Origin of the sequence: Roseateles amylovorans (assembly GCF_025398155.2) — a bacterium.
GTDB lineage: Bacteria > Pseudomonadota > Gammaproteobacteria > Burkholderiales > Burkholderiaceae_C > Roseateles > Roseateles amylovorans.
On sequence record NZ_CP104562.2, the window covers coordinates 3967786 to 3980075 of the forward strand.

Consider the following 12290-nt stretch of genomic DNA (forward strand, 5'->3'; position numbering starts at 1 on the left):
ACGCGGCGGTCCGTCGGCGCGGCGGGGCTAGCTGGGTGGCAGGCGTGCGGTGAGTGGTGGCGCCGATGGCGGTACTGGCGTGACGCCAGTTCGGTCGATCATGGCAGGGGGATGGGCGAAGGGAATTCATCGGGGCGGCGCTTGAAGAGCAGTGGCTTCATCTTGCGACGCCGCCCGCTGAGCCTCGATCCCACATACCGATGCGGCTTCGCAAGCCGACTACCGAGATCCATCATCGGATGACCGCTACGACAGCGCCTGCCGGGCGGCGCCGAGGTCAACCCTTGCCGGTGGAGCCGAAACCGCCCTCGCCTCGCGCCGAGGTGTCGAAGTCATCGACGAGACGGAACGTCGGCTGCACCACCGGCACGATGACCAGTTGCGCCATGCGCTCCATCGGCTGAAGGGTGAAACTGTCCTTGCCGCGGTTCCAGACGCTGACCATCAGCTGGCCTTGATAGTCGGAGTCAATCAGGCCGACGAGGTTGCCCAGCACGATGCCATGCTTGTGTCCGAGGCCCGAGCGCGGCAGGATCAGCGCCGCCAGGCCGGGGTCGCCGATGTGGATCGCCAGGCCGGTCGGCACCAGCGTGGTGTCGCCGGGCGCCAGCGTGATCGGCTGGTCCAGGCAGGCGCGCAGGTCCAGGCCAGCACTGCCGACGGTGGCGTAAGCGGGCAGTTGCTCGGCCATGCGGCGGTCGAGCACTTTGAGATCAATGGTGGTCATGAGGCGAAAAGAGAGGTGAAGCTGAAAGGCGGTCGCCCCCGGCCTTCAGACCACGAGGACGTCAGACCGCGTGGACGTCGAGGCGTCCGGGCGTCCAGGCGTGCGGGCGTCAGGCCGTGTAGAGCGTCAGCCGCTGCGCGATCTCGCGGACAAGTTCCCGCGCCAGGGTGAGTTTGTCGGCCCGGGAAAGCTCGCGCTCGCCGCGGGCATCGACCAGCGTGATCGCATTGTCGTCCTGCCCGAAGGTGGCCGGACCGAGGTTGGCCACGATCAGCGGCACATTCTTGCGCTGGCGCTTCTCACGTGCATGCTGGATGAGGTCCTGGCTCTCGGCCGCAAAACCCACGCACATCGGCGGATGGGGAAGTGCCGCCACCGTGGCGAGGATGTCGGGGTTCTCGGCCAGCTCCAACTGGGGCGGCTGGGCCTGACCGGGGGCGGCATTCTTCTTGATCTTGTGGGCCTGCGTCTGGGCCGGGCGCCAGTCGGCCACCGCGGCGGTGGCCACGAACACCTGATGGGCAGCGGCCAGCGGCATCACCGCGTCCAGCATTTCCCGCGCGCTGTGCACATCGATGCGGCGCACGCCGATCGGCGTCGGCAGATGGACCGGTCCGGCGACCAGTGTCACCTCCGCACCGGCCTCGGCGGCGGCGCGGGCAATGGCAAAGCCCATCTTGCCGCTGGAGCGGTTGGTGATGCCACGCACCGGATCGATGGCCTCGTAGGTCGGGCCGGCGGTGATCAGCAGCTTCTTGCCCGCCAGCACCTTGGGCTGGAAATGCGCCACCACGAGCTCCAGCAACTGCGCCGGCTCCAGCATCCGTCCGTCACCGACCTCGCCGCACGCTTGATCGCCGGAGCCCACGCCCAGCACCACGGCACCGTCGGCCGCGACCTGGGCCAGGTTGCGCTGCGTGGCCGGATGGGCCCACATCTCGCGGTTCATGGCCGGCGCCAGCAACAGGCCGCAGCGCTGCGCCGGACGGGCCAGCGCGGTCAGCGACAGCAGATCGTCTGCCCGCCCCTGCACGAGCTTGGCGATGAAATCGGCACTGGCCGGCGCCACCACCATCGCATCCGCCTCGCGGCTGAGGTTGATGTGCGCCATGTTGTTGTCCGGCCGCGCATCCCATTGACTGGTGTAGACCGGGCGATTGGACAGCGCCTGCATCGTCACCGGCGTGATGAACGATTCGGCCGCCTCGGTCATGATCACCTGCACCGAGGCGCCGGCCTTGACCAGCAGCCGCGTGAACTCGGCGATCTTGTAGCAGGCGATGCCACCGGAAAGGCCCAGCAGAATGTGCTTGCCGGCCAGGGAGTTGGATTCGGACATAGCGCGCAACTCTATCAGCGTCGCCACCCCTGCCGCCCCAAGCTGGGGAGCGAATCGACCAGCGGCAGGCCAGCGCCCTGCGACTGGCGGGCGACAAGCCGTCGAAGTGCGGCGCCCGACCCGGATCGGACGCGCGGAGAACGACCTCAGCCGCGCCGGCGGAACACCAGGTCCCAGACACCGTGGCCCAGCTTCAGGCCTCGATGCTCGAACTTGGTCTGCGGACGGTAATCCGGTTTGTCGGCATAACCGTCGGGCCGGGTGGCGGTGTTCTCCAGGTCCGGATCGGCGCTGAGCACCTCCAGCATCTGCTGCGCATACGGTTCCCAATCGGTCGCCAGATGCAGATAACCGCCAGGCGCCAGATGCTTCACCAGCTTGGCGATGAACGGCGGCTGCACCAAGCGGCGCTTGTGGTGGCGCTTCTTGTGCCACGGATCGGGGAAATAGATGTGCACGCCGGCCAGGCTGCCCGGCGGGATCATGCTGTCCAGCACCTCGACCGCGTCATGCTGGAAGATGCGGATATTCGGGATCTCCCGCTCGCCGATCAGTTTGAGCAGCGCGCCGACACCGGGCTCATGCACCTCGCAGCCGATGAAATCATGGTCCGGCAAGGTCTGAGCGATCTGTGCGGTGGCCGCGCCCATGCCGAAACCGATCTCCAGCACCACCGGTGCCTGACGGCCGAACACCGCGGCGTAATCCATCGGCGCCGGCTTGAACGGCAGGATGAAGGCGGGCCCCAGCTCGGCCAAGGCCCGGACCTGGCCCGTGCCCATGCGGCCAGGCCGCACGACGAAGCTGCGAATGCGCGCGCCGTACTTGGGATGGCGTTCGGCGCCCTCATCGGTGCCGGCAGCGGGCGACTCGGAAGGATCGTCGACACCGGGATCGTTCGGATGGGACATGGCGGGCGATTCAGCAAACAAAACAAGGGGCGAGAGTGTACCGGGCCGACCTCGCCTGCGGCGCCGAGACGCCGCGTGGCGTCCGTGGCGGCGTCCGTGGCATCCACGGCATCGGTGGGTATGGGGACCGGGGGGGCGCGCGCGGGCCGGGCCCCAACCGGGGCGGCTCAAGCTCGCGAACGTCAGCCCAGCTCGGCCATGACCAGGGGCGACGCGGTCCAGGGAGCCGAGGCATCGTCCAGTGTGATCGACGCCAGCACCTGGGCAATCGCCCGATCGGCGGCTGCGTCGTCGGCGGCATGCACCATCGCGACGGGATCGCCCTCGGACAGCACATCGCCGAGCTGGCGCATCCGATCCAGGCCGACGCGCATGTCGATGGCGTCGCCGGGCTGCCGACGACCGCCACCCAACTCGACGATCACGAGTCCGATGTCGCGGGTTCGCATGCCGGTGAGCCGACCCGCACGCGGCGCCGGCACCGGGCGCACCACGGGCGCGGTGGGCAGATGGGCCTGCGGATGGTCCAGCAGATCCGCCGGGCCGCCCAGCGCCGCCACCATCGCGGCGAACCGCTCGGCGGCCGCGCCGCTGTCCAGCGCCGCCTGCAGACGACGGCGTGCGGCGGGGGTGTCCGCGGCCAAGCCGCCCAGCACCAGCATCTCGGCGCCGAGCGCCAGTGTCAGTTCATGGGTGCGGGGCTCGCGCGGGAGGTCGCCGCGCAGATAGTCGATGGCGCCGCGCACTTCCAGCGCATTGCCCACCTCCCAGCCGAGCACCTGATTCATGTCGGTGATCAGCGCGCGGGTCTTCAGGCCGGCGCCTGCCGCCACATCGACGATGCTCTGTGCCAGCTCTTGCCCGAAGGCCGGCGTGGCGGCGAAGGCGCCATTGCCGCACTTGATGTCCATGGCCAAGCCCTGCAAGCCGGCGGCCAGTTTCTTCGACAGGATGCTGGCGGTGATCAGCGGCACGCTCTCCACGGTGGCGGTCACATCGCGGGTGGCGTAGAAACGCTTGTCGGCGGGCGCGAGATCGCCCGTCTGGCCAATCACCGCGCAGCCCAGCGTGCGCACGATGCGATCGAAATCCGCTGGCGCCGGCGCGGTTTGATACCCCGGGATCGCTTCGAGCTTGTCCACCGTGCCGCCGGTATGACCCAGCCCACGGCCGGCAATCATCGGCACATAGCCGCCGCAGGCCGCGACCAGCGGCGCCAGCATCAGGCTGATCTTGTCACCCACGCCGCCGCTGGAGTGCTTGTCCAGCACCGGGCCCGGCATGTCGGGCCACGCGAGCACCCGGCCGCTGTGCATCATCGCCCGCGTCAGGGCGACCGCTTCGGCCCGGCCCATGCCGCGCAGGAAGATCGCCATGCCCAGCGCAGCCACCTGGCCCTCGCTCCAACTGCCGTCGACCAACCCACGCACGAAGTGCTGGATCTGCGCCTCGTCCAAGGCCATGCCCTCGCGCTTGGCGCGAATGATTTCTTGAGCCAGCATCAATGCTTTCGTGGGTTCCGTTCGCGCGTCCAAACAGGTTGACGAGCGCGTGAGGCGCGGCTTCGCGCCATGAGCGTGACGCGATGTGCGCGAAGCCGCGGGGGCTTCAGTACGCGCCGCTCACCGCCGCGCTGCTCTCGCCGGCCAGCACGGCCTCGATGTCGTTCAACAATCCGCTGGCACCGAAGCGAATACGCTGCGGATTCAGGGCCGATTCGCCCAGCAGCTCCGCCGCGAGCATCAGATAGCCTCGCGCCTCCACGACCGAGCGGATCCCGCCCGACGCCTTGAACCCCGCCGCACCCAGACCACTGGCGGCGATCTCCTGCAGCATCGTCTTTGCAGCAGCAGGCGTGGCAGACACCGCACTCTTGCCGGTGCTGGTCTTGACGAAATCCGCTCCCGCCATCAGCGACAACCGCGTGGCCTCGGCAATCAGCGCCGAGGTGGTCAGCTCGCCCGACTCGATGATCACCTTCAGCGTCAACGGCCGCGTGGCGTGGCGCACCTCGGAGAGAAACTCCGCCACATCGCTGGCCTGACCGGCGATCAGCGCGCGGTAAGGCAGCACCACATCCACCTCCTGCGCACCGGCCTGGGCGATGGTCTGGATGTCGGTGAGGGTGCGCGGCAGATCCAGCGCACCGTCGGGAAAATTGGCCACCGCCGCCACGCGGATCTGCGCCGGCAATGCGGCACGCGCCTGCGCCACGAAACGCGGCCAGACGCACACCGCGGCCACCGGTCCCCGGGAAGGCGAGCCGATCGCACGGCGGCACAGCGCGGCGATGTCATCGTCGGTGTCGGCGTCGTTCAGGCTGGTCAGGTCCAGACATTGCAGCGCCAGTCGCGCAGCGGCTTCGAGACTCATGTCGGTCTTCATGCTTGACTACTCCCTCATTCGAGCCAGATCGATCCGGACGGAACGATCAACTCACGGCCAGCTTGGCTGCGGCCGAACCACCCCAGCGAAGGCACGGATCGCGGACGCCGCCGGCATGCCGGCCGGTCCTCGATCTTGCGCTCGCGCGATCAGGCCTTGAGCGATTCCAGCGTTGCCAGCGAGGCCAACAGATGGCCCAGGAACGCCGCCGCACGATCGCCCGACACCTTGGCCTGCTGCAGCGTCAACGCATGGGTCAGCGCCTCGTCGGACATGCCCGCGGCCATGTTGGTGATCAGCGCCAGACCGCCGACCCGCAAGCCCGCATGACGCGCCAGGATCGTCTCCGGCACGGTGCTCATGCCCACCGCGTCCGCCCCCCAGGCCGAGAACATGCGGATCTCGGCCGGCGTCTCGAACTGCGGACCGACCGCCCACACATACACGCCCTCGTTCAACGCCAGGTTGTGGATCTGCGCGACCTTGAGCGCCTGCTGACGCAGCTCACGGTCATAGGCGGTGCTCATGTCGGTGAAGCGATCGCTGCCCGGCAGACCGGTCAACGGTGAACGCTGCGGTGCATTGATGTGATCCGAGATCATCATCAGACTGCCCGGAGGCTGATGCGATCGCAGGCTGCCCGATGCGTTGGTCAGCAGCAGCAGCTTCACGCCCCAGGCCTTCAGGCTGCGGATCGCGCCGGCCATGCCGGTGCAGTCACCGGTCTCATAGGTGTGGGCACGACCACGCAGCATCGCCACGCGTTGCTGACCCACACGGCCCACGGTCACCTCGGCCACATGGCCCTCGACCTTCGGCTGCGGGAAAGCCGGCAGCGCGGCATACGCCAGATGCTGCTGATCCTGCAGCTGATCGACCGCACCGGCCCAGCCCGATCCCAGCACCACGGCGACTTCAGGGGCCTGATCACCGAAGGTGGCTTTCAGGGTGGCGATGCTTTGGGTGATGGCGGCATCCAGGGCCGCGCCGCTCAGGGGCATGGACATGTGGTTCTCCTTGATGCGGCCCGAGTGGCCGCACTGATTGATCGGGTCGACCAAGGCGCGGGCGCCTGGTCAAGCATTCTTCAGGTGATCGGGACCGAAACTGGCCGGCAGCAATTGCTCCAGCGTCCAGTGGGCCCGCACACCGGTGGCATCACCGGCGATCACGATGAGGTCCTGCGGCTGCGCGAATTCGCGCAGCTTCTGGCGGCAGCCGCCGCAGGGCGTGATGATTTCAGAACCCGCGCCCGTCACCATCACCGCACGGGCCACTCGCCCGCCCGCCATGATCATGTGACCCAGCGCGGTGGTCTCGGCGCACCAACCCTGCGGGTAGGCCGCATTCTCGATGTTGCATCCGGCATGGATGCGACCCTGCTCATCCAGCACGGCCGCGCCCACCAGATACTTCGAATACGGCGCATACGAGTGCTGCCGCGCATCCATGGCCGCCTTCAGCAGTCGCTGCACAAGCTCGGGCGCCAGGCCCTTGATGTCGATGCTCATTCTTCAACTCCCCGATCGGCATGCCGGCCGATCCGATGTTCTGGGTTCTCGATGGACGGGTTGCGGCGTCGAATGCATCTCGCAGGTCTGTCACGCCGTGCCGCCCTTGAGGGTCTTGCGCTTCTTGCAGGCCTTGCGGTCCCCGCACTTCCATGCTCAATCCGCTTGCACCCCACCTCGGGAGAGGGAGGCCGGCCCCCTGTCCGTTCAGGCGCTCCGCATTCACTCCCAGGGGGCCGGTCTCCCTCTCCCCCACGGACGTCTCCCCTTCCTTCTCCTCTGACTGCGTTGAGCAGGGACGGTAGAACAGTGAATGCCGGTGGCGGATAAAGGGCTGGCACCCCGCTGCAAGTTGGATCAGCGTTCCTTCACATACGGCTTGCTGAGCGCTTTGGGCGCAATCGCCTGGCCAATGAAACCCGCCAGCAACACCACCGTCAAGATATAGGGCAAGGCCTGGATCAATTGCACCGGCACTTCACCGATGCCCGGCAGCGAGACCCCTTGCAGACGGATCGCAACCGCATCCAGGAAACCAAACAGCAAGCAGGCAAACAGCGTCGGCACCGGCTTCCACTTGCCAAAGATCATGGCGGCCAAGGCAATGAAGCCCCGGCCCGCCGTCATGTTGGGCGAGAACGAGGCGTTCTGCGCAAGGGTCAGGTAAGCGCCACCCAGACCGCACAGCACGCCGTTGAGCACCAGCGCGGTGTAGCGCAGTCGCGGCACCGACACGCCCGCCGCATCGACCATCGCAGGGTTCTCACCCACCGCGCGCAGCCGCAGGCCCGGACGGGTGCGCTCCAGGAAGAACCAGACCACCGCCACCAGCGCAAAGGCCAGGTAGACCAGCACGTTGTGGCTCAGCAGCCCGTGGCCCACCACCGAGCCGAACCAACTGCCCGGCACCGGCTCCGACCACTGCGGCAGCAGGCCGGTCAGGCGTTGTGCGGAATCGATCGGCGGCGTCTGGCCGCCCTGTGCAAACCAGGCAATGCCCAGCACCACGGTCAAGCCGGCCGCCACCATGTTGAGCGCCACACCTGACACCACCTGGTCGCCGCGGTGGGTGACGCAGGCAAAGCCGTGCACCATCGACATGCCAATGGCCACGCCGATGGCCGCCAGCAATCCGAAGCCGGTGGAATGGGACACGCTGGCCACCGCCGCCGCCGCGAACGCGGCCGCCAGCATCTTGCCTTCCAGGCCGATGTCCACCACGCCGGAGCGCTCCGACAACAGGCCCGCCAGCGCGGCAAACAGCAGCGGCGTCGTGACCCGCAGCGTCGACGCCAGCACCGAGCCGATCAACACCTCATCCATGACTCTTCCCCTGTGCAGCGCGTGACTTGCGGGTCAGTGCCGCATAGAGCTTCGCGAACATCGGTGCACTCACCATCGCCATCGCCCCCGCAAACAGCACGATCAGGCCCTGCACCGTCACCACCATCTCGCGGCTGAAGCCAGGCACCTCGAACGAGACCTCCACCCCGCCCTGGTAGAGCGTGCCGAACAGCAAGGAGGCCAGCACGATGCCGACCGGATGGTTGCGCCCCATCAGCGCCACCGCAATGCCGGTGAAACCGGCGCCGGCGACGAAGTCCAGCGTCAGCTTGCCCTGCACACCGGCAATCTCGTTGACGCCGACCAGGCCGGCGAGCGCCCCGGACAGCCCCATCGCCGCCAGCACCTGCCAGCGCGGACGGATGCCGGCGTAATGCGCGGCGCTCGGATTCGAGCCGACCGCACGCAGCACATAACCCGCGCGGCTCTTCCACAGGAACCACCAGACAAAGACACAGGCCAGCAGCGCCAGCACGATCGACAGGTTCAGCGGCGAGGACGGCCACTCCACCCCGAACCGCGCCAGCAGCTCATGCACTGCGGGCATGCGGGCGGAATCCGCGAAGGCATCGCTCTCCACCGACATCGAGCCGTTCGGACGCAGCCAGTTCACCAGCAGATAGCCGTTCAGGCTCGCCGCGAGGAAATTGAACATGATGGTGGTGATCACCACATGGCTGCCCCGCCAGGCTTGCAGGTAGCCGGGCACCGCCGCCCACAGCATGCCGAAGCACGCCGCCGCGACGATGGCCAACGGAATCATCACCACGCTCGGCAGCTTGGGCGCGAGCCAGAGCGAGAGCAAGGCCACGCCGATGCCGCCCAGCGTCGCCTGCCCTTCCCCACCGATGTTGAACAGGCCGCCATGAAAGGCGACGGCCACGGCCAGGCCGGTGAAGATGAAGGTCGTCGTGTAATAGAGCGTGTAGCCCAGGCCACGTGCGCTGCCGAGCGCGCCGTCCAGCAGCACCGTCAGCGCCTGCCCGGGGCTGGCGCCGATGAGCAGGACCACCCCGCCCGCGACCAGCAGCGCGATCAGCAGGTTCCACAGCGGCAGCAGCACCAGATCCATCCAGCGCGGCATTTGCAAGGCTTGGCTACTCATGGGGCGGTGACAGTCTCTGCGGTCTTCTCGTTCGAGGGAGAGGCCGACATCAGCAGGCCCAGGTTCTTTTCGGAGCACTCGTCGATGGCGAGCTCCCCGGTAATGCGTCCGGCGTTCATGACGATCACGCGATCGGCCAGCGCCAGGATTTCGTCCAGCTCGCTGGAGACCAGCAAGATGGCGCAGCCGGCATCGCGCAGGCGGCGCAACTGGTTGTGGATGAATTCGATGGCGCCGATGTCCACGCCGCGCGTCGGCTGGCCCACCAGCAACACGGCCGGCTGCTGACCGATCTCGCGCGCCAGGATCAGCTTTTGCTGATTGCCGCCCGAGAACTTCGACGAGCCCAGCTCCGGATTGCGCGGGCGGACATCGAATTCCTCCATCATCGCGGCGGTCGTCGCGCGCAGATGGCGTTGGTTCATGCCCAGGCCCAGGGGACCCGCAGCGTACTGATCCTGCTCGTGATAGCCCAGCGCCGCGGTCTCCCAGGCGGGAAAGCTCAGCACCATGCCCAGGGCGTGGCGGTCTTCCGGCACATGCGCGAGCTTCAGCGCGCGTGCCGTGCGCGGATCCAGCCAGCGCGCACCATGGAAATGGCGGCCCGCCACCTGCAGCGAGCCCGCATCTGGCGCACGCATGCCGGCCAGGACTTCGAGGAGCTCACTCTGCCCATTGCCGGACACCCCCGCCACACCGACGATCTCACCCGGCCGCAGCGACAGGCTGGCATGGGTCAGCAGATGCACGCCGGCACCGCTGGCCACGCTCAGGCCCTCGGCCTTGAGCACCGGTTCGTCGGACTGCGGCAGCGCCGCGCCGCCGGCCCGGCCCAGGTTGACCTTGCGGCCGACCATGCACTCGGCCAGGTCCTCGGGACTGGTCTCGCCGATGGCGCAGGTCTTGATGACCGCCCCCGCGCGCATCACGGTGACGGCATCACACAGCGCCATCACTTCGCGCAATTTGTGGGTGATCAGCAGGATGGTGGTGCCCCGCTCGCGCAGGCGACGCAGCACCTCGAACAGCTGGTCGGTCTCTTGCGGCGTCAGGACGGCGGTGGGCTCGTCCAGGATCAGGATCTTCGCGCCGCGGTAGAGCGCCTTGAGAATCTCCAGCCGCTGCAGTTCGCCGACCGGCAGGTCCGCGACGATCGCATCCAGCCGCACGGTCAATCCGGTGTCGCGCATCAGCGCTTCGAGCTGCTCGCGGACCTGGCGCTTGGCGCGCGAGAGAAAGAAGGCGGGCTCGGCGCCGAGCATCACGTTGTCCAGCGCCGACAGCGTCTCCACCAGCATGAAGTGCTGGTGCACCATGCCGATGCCCAGCTCGATCGCCTGCTGCGAGTTGCCGATGTGCACGCGCTGGCCGTTGATCTCGATATGGCCCTCGTCGGCATGGTAGTAGCCGTAGAGGATCGCCATCAGCGTGCTCTTGCCGGCACCGTTCTCGCCGACCAGGCCGTGCACCGTGCCGGGCGCGACCGACAGGCTCACCGCACGGTTGGCTTGCACCGCGCCGAAGCGCTTGGAGATGTCGCACAGACGCACCGCAGGCGCGGGTCCGCCGCGCGATCCGCGTGAAGGCTCAGTCATGGTGGGGGAAGCGTGCGAAGCGGCGAATGCCGGATCAGTTCTTGCAGGCGTTGTCCGCCATGTAGTCGGCAACCTTGATCTTGCCGGCGATGATGTCGGCCTTGTAGGCCTCCAGCTTGGTCTTGAGCGCCGGGGTGATCAGCTTGGCATTGTTCTGGTCGACCGCGTACTCGACGCCGCCTTCCTTCAGGCCCAGCACGCTGATGCCGGGCTTCCATTCCTTCAGCACGTTGTAGACCGCCACGTCCACCCGCTTGACCATGGAGCTCAGCATGGTGCCGGGCTGCAGATGGTTCTGGTTGCTGTCCACGCCGATGGCCAGCTTGCCGGCATCCTTGGCGGCCTGATAGACCCCCACGCCGGTGCCGCCCGCCGCCGCGAAGACCACATCCACACCCTTGGCGAACTGGGCCTTGGCGAGCTCGCCGCCGCGGGTGGGGTCATTCCAGGCCGACGCGGTGGTGCCGGTCATGTTCTTGAAGACCTCGACCTTGGCATTGGCGGCCTTGGCGCCTTGCTCATAGCCGCATTCGAACTTGCGGATCAGCGGGATGTCCATGCCGCCCACGAAGCCGACCTTGCCGGTCTTGCTGGTCATCGCCGCCAGGGCGCCCACCAGGAAGCTGCCTTCCTGCTCCTTGAACAGCACCGACTGCACATTCGGCTGATTGACCTTCTCGTCAATGATGACGAACTTGGTCTTGGGGAAGTCCTTGGCCACCTGGTTCAGCGCCGAAGCCTGCGCGAAGCCCACCGAGATGATCGGGCTGGCACCGCGCTCAGCCATGCGGCGGATCGCCTGCACCCGCTGGGTCTCGTTGCTGATCTCGAACTCGAGGTACTTGCCGCCGGTGTCCTTCTTCCACTGCTCGACGCCGCGATAGGCGGCCTCGTTGAAGGATTTGTCGAACTTGCCGCCCATGTCGAAGATCACCGCCGGGGTGGTCTGCGCGGCCGCCGCGCCAGACACCAGCGCGAACGCCAAGGCGGCCAGCTTGAACGAGGAAAGCGACATGGAAGGCTTCATTGCAGTCCCAAACTCGGTGAAAAGTAGGCCCCGAAAGGCCGTGTCAGTTCGATGCAAAAACGTCAGTCAGCGCATCCGCCGCGACCTTCGCGACGAACCGCCCACCAGCATGCACGATTCGCGCCATGTCACCCACCTTCACCTGCCAGAGCAGCCGGGGATTCAACTCGACATGGGGCTGGACGCACACCCAGCGGGGCATTCTAAGAAGGCGCGAGTGTAGTTCACTCTAAGGAAAACGCTAAACGTTTGCGGACGCATTCCCGCTGGGGTCCAGCCTCTAGAACCTGACCGCCGCATCCCGATTCCATCCGCTCGCACACCCGTCCGATCGCGATGGACCATC

11 protein-coding genes are annotated in these 12290 nt (G+C 67.4%); all 11 read right to left on the bottom strand.

Annotated features, from left to right (window positions below):
* Positions 1-277 precede the first annotated feature (277 nt).
* The 11 genes from dut to N4261_RS16510 all read right to left on the bottom strand — a co-directional run bounded on the left by dut (position 278) and on the right by N4261_RS16510 (position 11932).
* A complete protein-coding gene (gene dut, locus N4261_RS16460; RefSeq protein WP_261756367.1) occupies positions 278-727 on the bottom strand; it encodes a dUTP diphosphatase in 450 nt (149 codons plus the stop codon).
* Positions 728-836: 109 nt separating this feature from the next.
* Complete coding sequence (gene coaBC / locus N4261_RS16465) at positions 837-2066, bottom strand: bifunctional phosphopantothenoylcysteine decarboxylase/phosphopantothenate--cysteine ligase CoaBC (RefSeq protein ID WP_261756368.1); 1230 nt, start codon at positions 2064-2066, stop codon at positions 837-839.
* Positions 2067-2212: 146 nt separating this feature from the next.
* On the bottom strand, positions 2213-2977 hold the full coding sequence (gene trmB / locus N4261_RS16470; RefSeq protein ID WP_261756369.1) for a tRNA (guanosine(46)-N7)-methyltransferase TrmB: 765 nt from the start codon (positions 2975-2977) through the stop codon (positions 2213-2215).
* Positions 2978-3159: 182 nt separating this feature from the next.
* Positions 3160-4482, bottom strand: coding sequence for a thymidine phosphorylase (gene deoA / locus N4261_RS16475; RefSeq protein ID WP_261756370.1), 1323 nt, complete (start codon positions 4480-4482; stop codon positions 3160-3162).
* 103 nt (positions 4483-4585) lie between these two features.
* A complete protein-coding gene (gene deoC / locus N4261_RS16480; RefSeq protein WP_261756371.1) occupies positions 4586-5362 on the bottom strand; it encodes a deoxyribose-phosphate aldolase in 777 nt (258 codons plus the stop codon).
* A 149-nt stretch (positions 5363-5511) separates the two neighbouring features.
* Positions 5512-6369 (bottom strand): purine-nucleoside phosphorylase, encoded by an 858-nt coding sequence (locus tag N4261_RS16485; protein ID WP_261756372.1) that lies wholly within the window; start codon positions 6367-6369, stop codon positions 5512-5514.
* A gap of 69 nt (positions 6370-6438) precedes the next feature.
* Positions 6439-6873 (bottom strand): cytidine deaminase, encoded by a 435-nt coding sequence (locus N4261_RS16490; protein ID WP_261756373.1) that lies wholly within the window; start codon positions 6871-6873, stop codon positions 6439-6441.
* Between the two features lie 357 nt (positions 6874-7230).
* Positions 7231-8196 (bottom strand): ABC transporter permease, encoded by a 966-nt coding sequence (locus tag N4261_RS16495; protein WP_261756374.1) that lies wholly within the window; start codon positions 8194-8196, stop codon positions 7231-7233.
* Positions 8189-9322: an ABC transporter permease gene (locus tag N4261_RS16500; protein ID WP_261756375.1), complete on the bottom strand. Its 1134-nt coding sequence runs from the start codon at positions 9320-9322 to the stop codon at positions 8189-8191. The genes N4261_RS16495 and N4261_RS16500 overlap by 8 nt, the downstream gene beginning before the upstream one ends.
* Positions 9319-10917, bottom strand: coding sequence for an ABC transporter ATP-binding protein (locus N4261_RS16505; protein WP_261756376.1), 1599 nt, complete (start codon positions 10915-10917; stop codon positions 9319-9321). The genes N4261_RS16500 and N4261_RS16505 overlap by 4 nt, the downstream gene beginning before the upstream one ends.
* Positions 10918-10951: 34 nt before the next feature.
* On the bottom strand, positions 10952-11932 hold the full coding sequence (locus N4261_RS16510; protein WP_261756377.1) for a BMP family lipoprotein: 981 nt from the start codon (positions 11930-11932) through the stop codon (positions 10952-10954).
* Positions 11933-12290: the final 358 nt, after the last annotated feature.